The sequence below is a fragment of the Pseudomonas sp. LBUM1640 genome, from assembly GCF_059716225.1.
Genome location: NZ_CP166816.1, coordinates 1980154 through 1997158, shown reverse-complemented (window position 1 = coordinate 1997158; position 17005 = coordinate 1980154). Strand labels below are relative to the sequence as shown.

Genomic DNA, 17005 nt, shown 5'->3' with positions numbered 1-17005 from the left:
GCTGCGCGGTCCAGCGGGAGCAAGCTCCCTCGCCACAAAAAGTGCGGATCAGTTACACCAGGTGCAGCGCCGTCAGCAGCATGTCGATCGCCTTGATGCCCACGAATGGCACCAGGATCCCGCCCAGCCCGTAGATCAGCAGGTTGCGACGCAGCAACGCCGCCGCACTCGCCGCCTGCACACGCACACCGCGCAGCGCCAGGGGAATCAGCACCACAATGATCAGCGCGTTGAACACGATGGCCGAGAGGATCGCGCTCTGCGGGCTCTGCAAGTGCATCACGTTGAGCACACCCAGTTGCGGGTAGATCGAGGCGAACAGCGCTGGCAGGATCGCGAAGTACTTGGCCACGTCGTTGGCGATGGAAAACGTGGTCAGTGCGCCGCGAGTCACCAGCAGTTCCTTGCCAATCTGCACCACGTCCAGCAGCTTGGTCGGGTCGCTGTCGAGGTCGACCATGTTGGCGGCTTCGCGAGCGGCTTGAGTACCGTCGTTCATCGCCATGCCGACGTCAGCCTGGGCCAGTGCCGGGGCATCGTTTGCACCGTCGCCGCACATCGCAACCAGGCGACCGTCGTTCTGTTCGTGACGAATGCGTGCGAGTTTTTTCTCCGGGGTGGCTTCGGCCAGCACGTCATCCACGCCGGCTTCGGCAGCAATCGCCGCAGCGGTCAGCGGGTTGTCGCCCGTCACCATCACGGTGCGAATCCCCAGTTTGCGCAGCTCGGCAAAACGTTCACGGATGCCAGGCTTGACCACGTCTTTCAAATGGATCGCGCCGAGCAATTTGCCGTCGGCGCACACCAGCAACGGTGTGCCGCCGCTTTGGGCGATCTTGTCGATTTCCCGCGACAGCGCAGGCTGCAGGTCGCGACGTTGTTGGCCGATAAACGCCAGCAGCGAATCGACCGCGCCTTTACGGAACACACGGCCTTGGTAGTCGACACCGGACAAACGTGTTTCAGCACTGAAGGGCACCGAGGTCAGTTGGTCCAGGGTCGGCTCGGCCTGAGGGTGCAAGGCGCGCAAGTATTCGACGATGGATTTACCTTCCGCCGTGTCATCGGCCAGCGATGCCAACAATGCGCCTTCTGCCAAGTCCCGACCGCTGACGCCAGGCGCCGCGATCACCGCTGCGCAGCGACGGTTACCGAAGGTGATGGTGCCGGTTTTATCCAGCAGCAACACATGCACGTCACCCGCTGCTTCCACGGCGCGGCCGGATTTAGCGATCACATTCAGGCGCACCAGGCGGTCCATACCGGCGATACCGATGGCCGACAGCAGGCCGCCGATGGTGGTAGGAATCAGCGTCACCAGCAGTGCGACCAGGAACACCAGCGGCAGGCTGCCATTGGCGAAGTGGGCGAACGGCTGCAGGGTGACCACCACCAGCAGGAAGATCAGGGTCAGGCCGATCAGCAGGATATCCAGCGCGACTTCGTTGGGGGTTTTCTGGCGTTTGGCGCCTTCCACCAAGGCGATCATGCGGTCCAGCGTGGACTCGCCCGGGTTGACGGTGATGCGGATCAGCAGCCAGTCCGACACCAGACGGGTGTTGCCGGTCACGGCGGAACGGTCGCCGCCGGACTCACGGATCACTGGCGCGGATTCGCCGGTGATCGCCGCTTCGTTTACCGCTGCAATGCCTTCGATGACCTCGCCGTCACCGGGGATCATTTCCCCGGCGGCAACACGCACCACGTCGCCTTTACGCAGGCTGGTGGCCGGCACGACCTTGAAGCTGCCGTCAGCCTCTTTGCGGCGTGCGCTGAGGCCTTCGCTACCGGCCTTGAGGCTGTCGGCGCGGGCCTTGCCACGACCTTCGGCCAAGGCTTCGGCGAAGTTGGCGAACAGCACGGTGAACCACAGCCACACCGCAATTTGCACAGAGACAAAAGTGGGCACGTTGATGTCGGGCACAAAGCACAGCACGGTGGTGAGGATAGCGGTCAGTTCGACCACCAGCATCACCGGCGAGCGTTGCAACTGACGCGGGTCCAGCTTGACGAACGCTTGGCCCAACGCCGGGCGCCACAGGGCGGAAATGGCGGTTTTGGCGGGTTCCTGGGTTGTCACAGGGGCCGCATTTTTTGCAGGCATATTCATTTTCATATCCCTCAGAAGCCCATGCTCAGATGTTCAGCAATAGGGCCCAGTGCCAGTGTCGGCAGGAAGGTCAGGCCGCCCACCAGCAAAATGGTCACGGTCAACAGGGTCACGAACAGCGGGCCATGGGTGGGGAAGCTGTTCTGGCCAATCGGTGCGGTCTTTTTCATCGCCAGGCTGCCGGCCAGGGCCAGTACCGGAAGGATGTAGCCGAAGCGGCCGATCAACATGCCCAGGCTCATCATCAGGTTGTGGAACGTGGTGTTGGCACTGAAGCCGCCGAACGCCGAACCGTTGTTGGCACTGGCCGAGGTGTAGGCGTACAGCAACTGGCTGAAACCGTGCGGGCCGGGGTTGCTGATGGCGCCCGCCGGGCCAGGCAGGCTGGCGGCGATGGCGCCCAGCACCAGCGTGCCCACCGGCATGACCAGCAAGGTCACCACCAGCAATTGCACTTCCTTGGCCTGCAGCTTCTTGCCCAGGTATTCCGGGGTGCGACCGATCATCAAGCCGGCGAGGAACACTGCGATCAACACGTTGAGCAACATGCCGTACATACCGGCGCCGACGCCGCCGAAGATCACTTCGCCGACCATCATGTTGACCAGTGCCACCATGCCGCTCAGCGGGTTCAGGCTGTCGTGCATGCCGTTGACCGAACCGTTGGACGCTGCCGTGGTGGCCACCGACCACAACACTGTGCCGGTGGTGCCGAAGCGCGCTTCTTTACCTTCCAGCGGTGCGCTCTGCTCAACGGCGGGATTGTTCAGCGTCGGGTTGGGCTGGTATTCGGCCCATAGCGAGGTCGCGCCGCCGATCAGGAACAGGGCCAGCATGCAGCCGAGGATCGCCCGGCTCTGACGCAGGTCTTTCACGTAGTGGCCGAAGGTGAACACCAGCGCCACCGGGATCAGGATGATCGCCGATAACTCGAACAGGTTGGCCCACGCAGTCGGGTTTTCAAACGGGTGCGCCGAGTTAACGCCGAAGAAACCGCCACCGTTGGTGCCCAGTTGCTTGATTGCAATCTGGCTGGCCGCCGGGCCCAGTGGGATCACTTGGTCAACGCCCTGCATCGTCACGGCGTTCACATAGTGAGCGAAGGTTTGCGGTACGCCCTGCCACACCAGGAACAGTGCAAACACCAGGCACATCGGCAGCAGGCCATAGAGGGTAGCGCGGGTCATGTCGACCCAGAAGTTGCCCAAGGTCTTGGTGGATTTACGCCCGATACCACGGCACAGCGCGACCAGCACGGCCAGGCCGGTGGCAGCACTGAGGAAGTTCTGCACGGTCAGGCCGACCATCTGGCTAAGGTAGCTCAGGGACGCCTCACCGCTGTAGTTCTGCCAGTTGGTGTTGGACATGAAACTGACCGCGGTGTTGAAGGCCAGGGTCCATTCCTGGCCCGGCAATTTCTGCGGGTTCAGTGGGAGATATTCCTGGAACAGCAGGATCGCGAACAGCAACACAAAACCCGCCAGGTTGAACGCCAGCAGCGCCAGCATGTACTTCTGCCAGCTCTGTTCCTGATGCTCGTCTACACCCGACAGGCGATAACAGGCGCGCTCGACGGGCCCGAACACCGGCGTGAGCCAGGTGCGCTGGCCTTCCATCACCTTGTAATAGAACCGCCCCAGAAACGGCGCCGGCACCAGCACCACGGCAAAGAAGGCGATGATCAGCCAATAGTCATAACTGTGCATAGCCTGCTCCTAGTTCCGATCCGCGCGTAACAGCGCAACCAGCAGATAAATGAACAGCGCCACGGCCAATAGCAGTGACACCCCGTCCAGAACGCTCATGGAAGTCTCTCCGTTTTGCGGCGATTGCCGCGTGTAGGGCAATTGTCCGCAGGAGTGGCGTAAAGGAACGAGAGCGACGGTGGGGGCCGGGCGTAAAGACGGCGTAAAGAGTGGCTTTATGCGGGGTTTACAGGAGGGTTTTCGGCGACTGGGTGGGCCTTATCGCGGGCAAGCCCGGCTCCCACACTGGACCGAGTTGCCCAGGTGAGCGCTCATCAAATGTGGGAGCCGGGCTTGCCCGCGATGGCGGCGGTGAGGTCGCCACCGCCCCTATCTGGTGCAACGCTGGCAATTTTCAAACGCCAAACCATTCCCTTGACGACAGTTCGGCGCCTTTACGACACCGCATCGCGCAGTGGCATGGCCGCTGCAACACTCTGAAATATTCCAAACCGTTCAGGGAGCGCAACACGATGAACACACAACTCAAACCGACCTTGGGCACCTTGCATTTATGGGGCATTGCCGTGGGGCTGGTGATTTCCGGCGAATACTTCGGCTGGAGCTACGGCTGGGGCGTGGCCGGTACATTGGGCTTTCTGGTGACTTCGTTGATGGTTGCCGCCATGTATACCTGCTTTATATTCAGCTTCACCGAGCTAACTACCGCAATTCCTCACGCGGGCGGGCCATTTGCCTACAGCCGTCGCGCCTTTGGCGAAAAAGGCGGCTTGATCGCCGGCCTCGCAACGTTGATCGAATTCGTCTTTGCACCGCCCGCCATCGCCTTGGCTATCGGGGCCTACCTGAATGTGCAGTTTCCGGCACTCGACCCCAAACACGCGGCCGTCGGCGCCTACATCGTGTTCATGGGCTTGAATATTCTCGGCGTGAAACTCGCGGCCACCTTCGAACTGGTGGTGTGCGTGCTCGCCGTCGCCGAGCTGCTGGTGTTCATGGGCGTGGTCGCGCCTGCGTTCAGCTTCAGTAATTTTGCCCTCAATGGCTGGGCCGGTTCTGACACCTTCAGCGCGCCCGCCATTGCCGGGATGTTTGCCGCGATTCCCTTTGCCATCTGGTTCTTCCTCGCCATCGAAGGCGCAGCCATGGCGGCCGAGGAAGCGAAAGACCCTAAGCGCACCATTCCAAAAGCCTACATCAGCGGCATCCTGACGCTGGTGATCCTGGCGATGGGCGTGATGTTCTTCGCCGGCGGCGTAGGCGACTGGCGCACCCTGTCGAACATCAATGACCCATTGCCGCAAGCCATGAAAGCCGTGGTGGGCGACAGCTCCGGCTGGCTGCACATGCTGGTGTGGATCGGCCTGTTCGGCCTGGTGGCGAGCTTCCACGGCATCATCCTCGGCTATTCGCGCCAGTTCTTCGCCCTGGCCCGCGCCGGTTACTTGCCGTCTTTCCTCGCCAAACTGTCGCGTTTTCAGACACCACACCGGGCAATCATCGCCGGTGGCGTGGTCGGTATCGCCGCCATCTACAGCGACGGCCTGATCAACCTGGGCGGCATGACACTGACGGCGGCGATGATCACCATGGCGGTGTTCGGTGCCATCGTGATGTACATCATGAGCATGCTCAGCCTGTTTAAACTGCGCAAAACTGAACCGCTGCTGGAGCGCACCTTCCGCGCCCCAGGCTACCCGATTGTGCCGGGCATTGCGTTGGTACTGGCGGTGGTATGCCTGGTGGCCATGGCCTGGTTCAACGCGCTGATCGGGCTGATCTTCCTGGGCTTTATGGTGGTGGGCTTTATCTACTTCCAACTGACTGCGCAAGACCGTGCCGACGCACCGGCGGATGCGATGTTGACGGGACTCTAAGACCTTGAGCAGGAACGGGCCTACAATGAACTACTAAGAAAGCCCGTTACTCAAAGCAGCTATTACCGTGGGAAATTTCCCCACGGTTTGCTGCCTCAAGGAGAGCCCTATGCCGTGGTATGCCTGGTTGATTTTAGTGGTCGCGATCGGTTCGATCGTCGGTGGTTTATTGATGCTGCGTGACAGCGCCAACAAGGTGGAACTCACCGACGAACAGCGCAAACGCGTGGCCGAGCGCAACGCCCAGGCGGATTCAAAGGACGCCCAGGACCGCTGAACCTGCCGCTACTCCCACTGCGCCTTCGCGATATGCAACCCGTGCTGGCCTTTATAGGCCGCACGCTCGGGCTGGCTCCAGCCCTTGAGCAACTCATCTTCCAACCGATAAATCTCGACGCCCAGTGGGCGGCAGACCGTCAGCGGGTCTTGCGCGTCCGGCCCCCACATGGGCAGCGACAGGTCCCCGCCCGGGCACGTCGACAAGGCGCACAGTAAATCAATCTCGGCAAAAAACTCCAGGTAGTCGCCCTTCTGCGCCGGGCACGCTTTCATGAAGTACATGTCGTCGTGGTTGAGGCCGGTGCACTGGAAAATATTCAGCACGTCATGCACATCAAATTCGGTCAGGCCGTAGGGCAGTACAGCGCGCGTCAGGTTTGAATGGCAATGGTGATGAAAGTCTTCACCGGTGAGCATGCGGTTCACATACGGGTCGCAACGCGTGCCAAGCAAATCATGCAGGCGCCCGCCATGCTCATCAATGCCGTAGCTCGCCAAGCTGTCATCAGTGATGGTGACCAAAGGCCGCAGAAATGGCAGGTTCGACCACAGCCGGTCATGGGTGCTGACATGCGCGCCCTGCAACTGACGGGTTCGCGCCGCCCACAAGCGTTCGCGCGGGTCATTGGCGTTCCACACATTGAAGTCGCCGACCTGCGGCCCCACCGGCGTGGTGACACGGAACACATGCCCGGCCGGCACTTTCCACGCCCTCCCCGTGCGAATCGGCACTTCGAATTGCTCGATCAACGTGCGTTTATCCGCCTGGCCACGAATGCGCTCGTAGAACGCCGTGTCCACCTGCAGTGCCGAACCTTTACTGACCTGATAAGCGGCCGGATAGTCTTTGTACATCGTGCAGTTCCTCGATCAGGGTTAGGTAAACAGGGCCAATGACAGGCGTTCCGAATCATCCAGGTACAGGCTCATCGCTTTACCTGCCGCCGGTTTATCCACTTGGACCAATAACGCGTAAATCTCGCGGTCGCGTTCCAACCAGGGCGACTGGAAACGTTGCTCATCCATGGCTGAACAAAACACCAGGCGCAGCTGGGCAATGACCTGGGCGAAAAACTCATCGAACAATGGGCTGCGCATCAGCCCGACAATCTGCTGGTGGAATACCAAGCTGTGCGTCGCCACGGCGCGCCAGTCTTCACGATCTCGAGCCAGCGTGGTGGCCTCAATGGCGTTTTGCATGCGCTCGGCCTGAGCGTCAGTCAGTGCGCCGCTCTGGGCGATGGCCTGCAACTCAAGTGTGCGACGTACGACGAACAGATCACGCACCTCGTCTCGCTCCAGTCGCCGCACCATCACACCTTTGTTGCGCACGTAGCGTGTGAGGCCCTCCTGCCCCAAACGATGCAATGCCTCGCGGATTGTATTGCGCGAGGCGTTATAGGCCTTGACCAGATCTGCCTCAACCAGCGCCATTCCAGGCAACAGCCGCCCACCGATGATGTCGGCACGCAGTTCAAGCGCAATCTGATCGGCTAAAGACAAGCTGAGCGTCATGACCACCTCACGATTGTTGAACAATCACTGAACCAGATGTAATCACTTTTCATGCCAACCCGGTTGGGAGTTGTCTGGATGTGTAAAAGGGCGTAACCCGTTAAAATCCGCGCTTGTTCACGAGGCAGTCCTATGCGTTATTCGTCAGACCATAAAGCCCAGACCCACCAACGCATCATCAAGGAAGCCTCGGTGCGCTTTCGCCGCGACGGTATTGGCGCCACCGGCCTGCAGCCATTGATGAAAGCGCTGAACCTCACACATGGCGGGTTTTATGCACATTTCAAATCCAAAGACGAGCTGGTAGAGAAAGCCCTGCAGGCTGCCGCTGCGGAACTGGATGCGCATTGCGAAATGCTGTTCAGCCAGGAACGACCGTTGGATGCGTTCATCGACAGCTATCTGTCTGAATGGCACCAGCGCTCACCGGATAAAGGCTGCCCGCTACCGACCATGTCTTCGGAACTTGGCCTCAGAGGCCAGCAGAGTCCGACCACGGATGCAGTACTTGGCGCCCGGTTGAAGCAGGTCGAAGCGGCGCTTGGAAGTGCGAATGCCGATGAACAAAGCCTGGTGATGATGTCGACACTGGTTGGCGCGCTGGTACTGGCCAGGAGTGTTGAGAGTGCTCAGTTGGCGACACGCCTCATGGAGGTGGTACGCGCCCGTTTGAAAGCGCAGGTTTCAGAGGATCAAAAGGCCGGTCAATGACCGGCCTCCCTGGCAACGTTCACATCCTCAATTGATAACCAACCTGTCGCGGTTCTTCTCCAGCAACGCCTTGCCGATGCCTTTTACTTCCAGCAACTCATCCACGGCCGTGAACGGGCCATTGCTTTCGCGGTAAGCGATGATCGCCTTGGCCTTGGCAGCGCCGATGCCGAAGAGATCGCGACGCAGGGTTTCGGCGTCGGCGGCGTTCAGGTTGACCTTGGCGGATTGCTCTGCCTTGGTCACCTGCGCGGTGACGGGGGTTGGAGCTTCGGGTTTGATAGAGGGTGCTGCGTTAGCGGCAATTGAGAACGTGGTGAGGAAAGCAAAGATCAGGGAAGAGATGTAGGTGTTTTGCATTAGTGACGCTCCATGACATCGGTAGAAGAAAAGCAGCTTTCCTAAGCTGCTTCTTCTAACGTAGGTGATGTTTGGAGGGAGTCAAAAGTGGGTGAGTAACAGGGTGTTAACTCACGGTTCCAGACGGCGTTGTTGGAAGATGAGATCGACGATTTCGCCATCCGGCGAGTAGCCACTTACGGTATCGCGCAGCAGCTGTCGAACGCGGGAGTAATCGTCCTGATCTACGGCCATCAGCAGGTCGTTCAGCCTACCCTTGAGCAGATCCCAGGCCAGGTGGTCTTCGTTGGCACTCATGATCATCGGGTGCTGGGTGGCAACCACGTTGTCGCCAATAAGTAACTCTTCGTAAAGCTTTTCACCCGGTCGTAGTCCTGAAAACTCTACGGCGATATCGCCATGCGGATTTTTATCAGAGCGCACACTCAGGCCTGACAAGTGAATCATCTTCTCCGCGAGCTCGACAATCTTAACCGGTTCGCCCATATCCAGCACGAATACGTCACCGCCCAGGCCCATTGAGCCTGCCTGAATCACCAACTGCGCAGCTTCCGGGATGGTCATGAAGTAACGGGTTATTTTCGGGTGGGTGACCGTCACCGGGCCCCCCGACTTGATCTGCTTGTGAAACAGCGGAATGACTGAACCGGAGGAGCCAAGTACATTGCCGAAACGCACCATGGTGAATCGGGTCTTGTTCACGCGCGAGACGTTAGATTTGTCGCCAAACAATACGGGCGCCACCTCACGGCTAAGGGCTTGCAGCGTCAGTTCGGCGAGGCGCTTCGTACTCCCCATGACATTGGTCGGGCGGACCGCCTTATCGGTAGAGATCAGCACGAAATTGGCCACGCCTGCCTGCAACGCTGCTTGCGCCGTATTCAGTGTGCCAATGACATTATTCAACACGCCTTCAGCGATATTGTGCTCCACCATTGGCACATGTTTGTATGCAGCAGCGTGATAAACGGTGCCGACGCGCCAGGCTTTCATGACATCGAGCAACTTGGATGGGTTGCGAACCGAACCCAGGATTGGCAAAACCTTGACCGGTAATGACTCGCGATTAATACGCTCTTCCAGTTCGCAAAGGATGCTGTATAGATTGAACTCACTGTGTTCGAACAGCAGCAATGATGTAGGGCGCAGTGTCAGAATCTGCCGACACAATTCTGAACCAATTGAGCCCCCCGCCCCCGTTACCATCACGTTCTGCCCTTTGATGCAGCGTTCCAGCAGCTCGTGCTGGGCAGGCACAGTGTCCCGCCCCAAAAGGTCAGCAATATCGACTTCCTGGATATCATCGACCTTCACCCGGCCACTGGCCAGGTCCATGAATCCGGGAACACTGCGCACATGCAGAGGAAAACCTTCAAGAAACCCGAGGATCTCACGACGGCGACCGCGGTTGGAGGAAGGAATTGCCAGCAATATTTCCTGTGCCCCCGTCGCATCGATCATGCGTTGAATGTGCTTGGGCTTATACACTTGCAACCCGGAAATCACGCGTTCGGAAATACTTGAATCATCGTCAATAAATGCCACCGGCCGCATGACACGGCCCATTCGCAGGGCTGCTACCAGTTGATTACCAGCAGCGCCTGCGCCGTAAATGGCGACACGCGGCAATCCATCTTCACGGCTGGCAAAAGGCACATGTTGTGCCGCGGAAAACCAGTCACCCAGGAAATATTGGCGCATGCCAAGCCGCAAGCCCCCCACCATGATCAGGCTCAACCACCAATAGTTGAAGATAATGGAGCGCGGGACCACGTTTTGATGGTTGCTGTACCAGTAAACCACCACGCCAAGGATGAGCGAGGACAAACTGACCGCCTTGATAATAGCGATCAGGGCGTCGTTTCCAAAGTAGCGCATCACCGCACGGTACATGCCGAAGCGAATGAACAGAGGTATTGCAATCACTGGAGCGGCAATGAACAACCAAAGGTGAAGACGAACCGGGTTGACCAGTTCATCGATGCCCAGGCGTACAACGAACGAAAGCCACAAGGCAGCCCAAACGACAAACACGTCAGTACCGACCTGAATCAGCCGTTTTTTTCGTCTAGGCAGAGCGACCAAATAGGCCCGTAACTTATCCATAGCGTTTCCAAACACCTCTTAACATCCCAATGCCTCGTCCTTGTAAAGCCATGCCTGGGCCCGTCGCGGGTGCTCAGACTGGCTACAGTTGCCACTCAGTTGGCAGCTTTTACTGCTCAAGCTCGCCGGCGTGAAACTTGATGGCGAGCAGGGTCAGCGGTACATAAGCGAGAATCAGAGCCCAGGCTCCATCCCATCCGAATAGAACAACACCCAGCGCAATGGGCAGTAACCAAATCAGGTTAATGACCGCCACTGCCAATGTCACCGGCAGGTGTTTACCGAATTTACGTGAAGCAAACTGATAGGCATGACTGCGGTGCGCTTCGTAGACCTTGTCACCCCGTAGCAGGCGGCGCACAAGGGTGAACGTCGCATCGACCACAAACACACCCAGCAAAATCAGCCAGGCCCAGAAAAACGATGACTGAACCCAGGCGGCCTGAATCGCGAAACAGCCCAAGGTAACGCCCAGAAACCCGCTCCCGGCATCGCCCATGAAGATTTTGGCAGGTGGAAAATTCCACACCAGGAACGCGCCCACCGCCGCGGCCAACAGCAGCGGCAACCAAATCATGTCCTGATGACCACTCAGCGCATACAGCAAACAGCCGCCAAGGCACGCGCAGATGGCTTCAACACTGGCGATCCCATCAATGCCATCCATGAAATTGTAGAGGTTGAGCATCCAGACCAGAAACACCGCAGCCAGCACATGCCCGGCCAGGCCCAGATGCAGTTCCCAACCGAACACGGTCAGCGGGCCAAGCCCGTTCATCCAGAACAACGCCCATATCGCTGCTGCAAAATGGCCTGCCAGGCGCCAGCGCGCGGCAATATGACCATGATCGTCCATAAAACCCAGGACGGCTACCAGTACACCAGCCCCTCCTACTGCGATCAACGTCTGTTCTGAAGCCAGGCCCAGCCACCCCAGAACAGGGGTCACCGCCAAGAACGCCAGCACAATCGCAACACCGCCGCCACGCGGCGTGGGCACCGAATGCGAACTGCGTGCATTCGGAATGTCGATAATGCTACGCGAAAGCGCATAACGCCTAAGTACAGCAGTCATCAGAAAAGAGATCAATGCAACAACAAGAACGATCCACCCATCACTCATTTCTTTTCATTTTCCATGTAATCCGATGCAGTGAGTTTCAGCGCCTGTTCCACTGACAATGGCGGTTCCCACCCCAAAACGGCACGCGTCTTGGCTATATCGACCTGCAATGAACCACACAAACGTTGAGAAAGGCTGCGCTTGCCGAGCATGCGGGCAGCGGCACTCAATAGAACAGCAGGGACGGGAAGAAGACGCGCCGGCTTGCCCAATGCTGACGCCATCTTGCGTAGCAGGCCGGTGGTTGACAGATCTTCGCCATCGCTGACCATAAAGGTCTGGTTGGCGGCAGCTGGATGGCTCAGGCAGAGGAGGGTCAGATCAACCAGGTTATCCAAGGCCACAAGGCTGCGAGCGTTATGGATGGCGCCAAAAGGCAACGGTACACCCTTATACAGCCAACGCATCATGCTCAGGAAATTAGCTTTCACGCCGGGCCCATAAACCAGTACGGGGCGAATGATCACGACCTCCATACCCGTCGCTATGGCCATCTCCCGAAGACGCTGCTCAGCTTCCATCTTTGAAACGCCGTAAGGGTCCGCAGGGTTTGCAGGCTGATCCGCAGTAAACGGCACACCTGGCTCGGTGCCTTCGCCGTTGACCTTGATCGAGCTGAGAAACACAAAGCGACGCACCCCAGCCTCTGCGGCCTGACGCGCCAGGTTAAGCGTGCCCTCGACATTGACCTGGCGGAAAGCGTGCAGAGGGTCGGCTTCCAAGTCGTTCATGACATGCACGCGAGCGGCGCAATGCACCACGGCGTCCACACCGGCGAGGTCGGCCGAGAAACTCGCCGTTGCAAGATCCTCGAATCGAACCACCCGCTCGGCCGCTGCGCAGGTAAAGCGACTGCCCCTTGCTGCAACAGTGACAAGCGCGTCAGTACCAGCGGCCAACACTTGAACCAACCGGCTGCCAACGAATCCCGAAGCTCCAGTGACAAATATGTGCACGTAAAGCTCCTTGCTTACGACTTGGACCAGACAGTGCGATTGATGTAATCGGTGTAACTGTGCACGATCCGCACGACCTTCTTGGATACCGCCCCGCCACAATAATCACCGACCACCGCAAACGCCCGCTCGCCACGAACATGTTGCGTGGTGACGATACGCACCGCATCAAGAACGCGCTCGGCTTTCAACCCACACATGATCAGCGTACCTTCATCCATGCCCTCTGGTCGCTCATGAGCGTTGCGGATGGTGACTGCCGGCAGGTTCAGCAACGAGGCTTCTTCAGTAATAGTGCCGCTGTCGGAAACCACGCAAAAGGCCTCCATCTGCAACTTGATGTAATCAAGCAAGCCAAACGGTTTGACGAAACGAATCAGCGGGTGATCCAGCGATTCGCCCAGCGCCTCGAGACGCTTGCGGGTGCGCGGGTGAGTAGACACGATGACCGGGTATTGGTACTCGTCCGCCAACGCCTTCAGCGAACCCAGCAAATCTTTCAGGTTGTCGGGAGTGTCAACGTTTTCCTCACGGTGCGCGCTGACAACAAAATACTGCCCCGCTACCAGCCCTTCTCGAGCGAGCACATTCGACGCGTCAATCTTGGGCATGTAATGCTCCAAGACTTCCGCCATATGCGAACCGGTCTTGATAATGGTCTCAGGGCGCACCCCTTCATCCAGTAGATAACGACGAGCATGCTCGGTCAGGACCATATTGATATCGCTCAAATGGTCCAGCACCTTGCGGTTAAGCTCCTCGGGTACACGTTGATCGAAACAGCGATTCCCCGCTTCCATATGGAATACAGGGATTTTTCGGCGCTTGGCAGATATAACCGCCAAACACGTATTCGTATCACCGTAGAGCAGCAGGGCGTCGGGTTTTTCCAACTCAAAAAGCTCGTCGGATTTGGCGATCACCTGGGCAATCGTCTGCGCCGCGGTTTCGCCGACGGCCCCCAAAAAGTGATCGGGTTTACGAATGTCCAAGTCGTCAAAAAAGACCTGGTTAAGCTCATAGTCATAATTCTGGCCCGAGTGAACCAGAATATGCTGAGTCTGTTTATCGAGTTCCGCGATCACGCGACTCATCTTGATGAGTTCCGGGCGAGTACCGACCAGCGTCATGACCTTAAGCATTGAGCTGCTCCTGAATAAACTCCAACTTCAACAACAGCGCTTTAACGCCCTCGACGTCCAGACGCTCGGTATTATGAGAGGTGTAGTCATCCAACTCGGAAATGTGCGTTTCGCCTTCTACAAAATACTTTTCATAATTCAAGTCGCGGTTATCCGCCGGGATGCGATAGTAGCGGCCCATGTCCTCGGCCTTGGCCATTTCTTCCCGAGAAATCAGCGACTCGTACAGTTTCTCACCATGCCGAGTACCGATCACTTTGATGGTGTTTAAGCGGTGGAACAGTTCTTTCAGCGCTTGCGCCAGATCTTCCACCGTAGACGCCGGTGCCTTCTGAACGAAAATATCGCCTTGCTGGGCAAACTCAAAGGCATGCAGCACCAAGTCAACGGAGTCTTCCAGCGACATCAGGAAGCGGGTCATATTCGGGTCGGTGACCGTAAGTTCACCGCCCTGCTTCAATTGATTGACGAACAACGGGATGACCGACCCCCGCGAAGCCATGACATTACCGTAGCGCGTGGAGCAAATAACCGGGCCGCCTTGCGGGATCATCCGGGACTTGGCAACCACCAGTTTTTCCGCCATGGCCTTGGAAATACCCATGGCGTTGATCGGGTACACCGCTTTGTCAGTGCTCAAGACAACGACACGTTCTACATTGTTGGCGATGGCCGCATTAAGCACGTTCTCTGTACCCAGAACGTTGGTTTTAACCGCCTCCATCGGGTAAAACTCACAGGACGGAACCTGCTTGAGTGCCGCAGCGTGGAAGATATAGTTAACACCGACCATGGCTTGGGAAATACTCGCGTAATCGCGCACATCACCAATGTAAAATTTAACTTTGTCATTGCCGAGCGCAATGCGCATATCTTCCTGTTTTTTCTCGTCGCGGCTGAACACGCGAATTTCTTTCACTTGCGTGTCGAGAAAACGCTTGAGTACGGTATTACCAAAAGAACCGGTGCCACCGGTAATCATCAAGATTTTGTCATCAAACATAAAAGCTCCTAATTTATCGCTGTGCGCGCATAAACTGAATCAGGTCCGGCCATGACGGCGGATTATAACCCACGGCCTCACGAAAGCGCGTCGAGTCAAGGGAACGGTCGATCGCTAATTGGTCATCGGGAATAATATTGATATTTTTCTGGTAGACCTTAGCGACTTCAGTCAGCAGCGTGAACTTGTCAATGGGCTCGGCAGAGACGTGATAAAGACCAAACATCTGTGGGTTGGGCAGTACACACTCAACGATGATGCGAGCCAGTTCCACGGTAGGCACACCGGAAAAGATAGCGTTGGTAAATCCCTTAACCGAGCCTTCCTGGGACAGAAACCAGTCGACCAGCGACGCACTGCTGGCCAACTCATGACCAATAATGGAGGTGCGCAACGTGATCGCATGAGGCTGATCATTCACCTCACCAATAAATTTTGACTTGCCGTACAAGTCGACTGCATCCGACATATCTGACTCAACGTACATGCCCTTCGCACCGGTAAATACACAGTCGGTACTGATGTGAATCAATCGCGCGTTAGTCAGCTGGCATAACTTGGACAGGCGATGCGGCAGCATTGAATTAAGCGGCAACGTTGACAAGGGATCTTTGGCCTGTGCCAGCTGCTTGATCAAGCCGACACAGTTGATCACCACGTCCGGACGCGTTTTCTCAAAGACCGTTACCAAAGACTCGTAGTCTAAAACATCGACATCCGAATAAAAGCAGCCCTGATGTTTCTGCTCGAAGTAATCTGCACCGCTTTTGCCACGCATAGTGCCGAAAACACTATGTGAAGTGTGATTGGAAATATACTTGAACACAGCACTTCCAAGCATTCCTGTCACGCCCAGCACTAATATTTTCATGGTTGTTCTCTAAGGGTTGGCAATACGTTCTTCAATAATCTGTACCAATCGACGGCATTGCGTCTTCATTTCGTAATTGTCACAGAAAAAGCGGAAGGCCGCCGCTCCGTGGGCGGCTCTTTTTTCCGGCGTAGCCTCGTAGAGCGCCGCAATATTCTTGGCCAGCGCGGCCGCATCCTCTGCCGGAGAACATAATCCTGCCCCCGCTTGGGCCACGATCCTGGCCCCTTCTCCATCCAGGGCCGCCAGAATAGGCTTGCCCGCGGCCATGTACGCCTGAACCTTGCTGGGTATGGTCAGGGCGAATATCTCTTCGCGCTTGAGCGTCACCAGTAACGCCTCACTTTTTGCGAACAACTCAGGCATCAGTGAAGAGGGCAAACGCCCTACGAGCTCCAGGTTGTGCAACTGGTGGTGGCGCTTTTGCTCCTGCATCCAATCCAAACGGCTACCACTGCCCACCACGACAATCTTGCACTCCAGGTGCACCAGGGCCTTTGCGGCATCGACTATGGTTTCCAAGGACTGCGCAAACCCGAGGTTACCGGCAAAGACCACGCAAAAATTCGACAGCAATAACTGGCTGATCTCAAGCGGCAGGCCGTCAGCAAGATCGGTCTGGGTGGCCGGAGCACGGTAGGAGTTGGGGTAGTAAACCAGCTTATCTTTCGCTACATATTTGGACGCAGAGGAAATGAACGCTTCAGATTGAACCAGCACCGTGTCCGCCTGGGCGTAGATTAAGCGCACCAAGACACCGATTGCCTTTAACAACAGCGGATTCTTGATAAACCCCGTTGCCTTGAGTGTTTCCGGCCACAAATCCTGCACCCAAACCATCAAGTGCGCCTTGCTGGACCGCTTCAACACGATCGCAGGAATAGCTGCCGTAATCGGGGAAACCGCGAAAACAATGATCGCGTCGAACTGTTTCCCGGCATTCTGTTTCGGGAAGTACTTGACGCCATTTTTCACAAAGGAAAGGTAGTTGAGAAAAAGATTTTTGGCCCCCCCTGACTTTCTGGGTCTCAACGGAACCCTATTAACCTTTACGCGGCCCTTGTAGATCTGTTCACTGCAAGCAGTCGGATCATAGCCTTCGTAGGTGTCGCCTTCGGGATAATTAGGTTGCCCCGTGAAGACTTCAACCGTGTGCCCAAGGCACGCCAGTTCCTCAACAATATCATTGATAATAAAGCTCTCAGGATAAAAATACTGAGTGACAATCGCAATATTCAAAGACATA

The 17005-nt window shown here is 57.2% G+C and carries 16 protein-coding genes; 3 read left to right on the top strand and 13 right to left on the bottom strand.

The features are described from left to right. Positions 1-52: 52 nt before the first annotated feature. The 3 genes from kdpB to kdpF are packed head-to-tail and all read right to left on the bottom strand — an operon-like array spanning position 53 to position 3915. Entirely contained in the window at positions 53-2110 is a 2058-nt protein-coding gene (gene kdpB, locus ACA065_RS08945) for a potassium-transporting ATPase subunit KdpB (protein ID WP_497694195.1), read from the bottom strand. 11 nt (positions 2111-2121) lie between these two features. Beyond that, complete coding sequence (gene kdpA, locus ACA065_RS08940; RefSeq protein WP_497694194.1) at positions 2122-3816, bottom strand: potassium-transporting ATPase subunit KdpA; 1695 nt, start codon at positions 3814-3816, stop codon at positions 2122-2124. Between the two features lie 9 nt (positions 3817-3825). Then, positions 3826-3915, bottom strand: coding sequence for a K(+)-transporting ATPase subunit F (gene kdpF / locus ACA065_RS08935; protein WP_003218754.1), 90 nt, complete (start codon positions 3913-3915; stop codon positions 3826-3828). A 413-nt stretch (positions 3916-4328) separates the two neighbouring features. Here kdpF and eat point away from each other — a divergent pair, with 413 nt between their 5' ends. Together eat and ACA065_RS08925 are read left to right on the top strand one after the other, a co-directional pair. Further along, positions 4329-5693 (top strand): ethanolamine permease, encoded by a 1365-nt coding sequence (eat, locus tag ACA065_RS08930; RefSeq protein ID WP_497694193.1) that lies wholly within the window; start codon positions 4329-4331, stop codon positions 5691-5693. A gap of 109 nt (positions 5694-5802) precedes the next feature. Then, on the top strand, positions 5803-5970 hold the full coding sequence (locus ACA065_RS08925) for a DUF2897 family protein (RefSeq protein ID WP_083359476.1): 168 nt from the start codon (positions 5803-5805) through the stop codon (positions 5968-5970). Positions 5971-5978: 8 nt separating this feature from the next. Here ACA065_RS08925 and ACA065_RS08920 read toward each other — a convergent pair whose 3' ends face one another. Further along, positions 5979-6827, bottom strand: coding sequence for an urea carboxylase-associated family protein (locus ACA065_RS08920; RefSeq protein WP_497694192.1), 849 nt, complete (start codon positions 6825-6827; stop codon positions 5979-5981). 21 nt (positions 6828-6848) lie between these two features. Further along, entirely contained in the window at positions 6849-7487 is a 639-nt protein-coding gene (locus tag ACA065_RS08915) for a GntR family transcriptional regulator (RefSeq protein WP_497694191.1), read from the bottom strand. Between the two features lie 132 nt (positions 7488-7619). On the opposite strand from ACA065_RS08915, the gene ACA065_RS08910 reads away from it, so the two are divergent. Then, entirely contained in the window at positions 7620-8198 is a 579-nt protein-coding gene (locus tag ACA065_RS08910; protein ID WP_497694190.1) for a TetR/AcrR family transcriptional regulator, read from the top strand. 27 nt (positions 8199-8225) lie between these two features. Here the strand turns inward: ACA065_RS08910 and ACA065_RS08905 are convergent, their stop codons facing one another. From ACA065_RS08905 to ACA065_RS08870, 8 genes are all read right to left on the bottom strand, one after another. Beyond that, complete coding sequence (locus ACA065_RS08905; protein WP_497694189.1) at positions 8226-8558, bottom strand: ComEA family DNA-binding protein; 333 nt, start codon at positions 8556-8558, stop codon at positions 8226-8228. Positions 8559-8669: 111 nt separating this feature from the next. Continuing rightward, positions 8670-10664, bottom strand: a complete 1995-nt coding sequence (locus ACA065_RS08900) for a polysaccharide biosynthesis protein (RefSeq protein WP_497694188.1) — start codon at positions 10662-10664, stop codon at positions 8670-8672. A gap of 109 nt (positions 10665-10773) precedes the next feature. Next, positions 10774-11787, bottom strand: a complete 1014-nt coding sequence (locus ACA065_RS08895; RefSeq protein ID WP_497694187.1) for an MraY family glycosyltransferase — start codon at positions 11785-11787, stop codon at positions 10774-10776. Then, complete coding sequence (locus ACA065_RS08890) at positions 11784-12743, bottom strand: UDP-glucose 4-epimerase family protein (RefSeq protein ID WP_497694186.1); 960 nt, start codon at positions 12741-12743, stop codon at positions 11784-11786. Before ACA065_RS08890 ends, ACA065_RS08895 begins: the two co-directional genes overlap by 4 nt. Before the next feature lie 14 nt (positions 12744-12757). After that, positions 12758-13885, bottom strand: a complete 1128-nt coding sequence (gene wecB / locus ACA065_RS08885; protein ID WP_497694185.1) for a non-hydrolyzing UDP-N-acetylglucosamine 2-epimerase — start codon at positions 13883-13885, stop codon at positions 12758-12760. After that, positions 13878-14888: a polysaccharide biosynthesis protein gene (locus ACA065_RS08880; protein ID WP_497694184.1), complete on the bottom strand. Its 1011-nt coding sequence runs from the start codon at positions 14886-14888 to the stop codon at positions 13878-13880. The genes wecB and ACA065_RS08880 overlap by 8 nt, the downstream gene beginning before the upstream one ends. A gap of 13 nt (positions 14889-14901) precedes the next feature. Next, a complete protein-coding gene (locus tag ACA065_RS08875) occupies positions 14902-15759 on the bottom strand; it encodes a dTDP-4-dehydrorhamnose reductase family protein (protein ID WP_497694183.1) in 858 nt (285 codons plus the stop codon). 9 nt (positions 15760-15768) lie between these two features. Continuing rightward, positions 15769-17004 carry a glycosyltransferase family 4 protein gene (locus ACA065_RS08870; protein ID WP_497694182.1) on the bottom strand — a complete coding sequence of 412 codons (1236 nt, stop codon included), beginning with the start codon at positions 17002-17004 and terminating at the stop codon, positions 15769-15771. Position 17005: the final 1 nt, after the last annotated feature.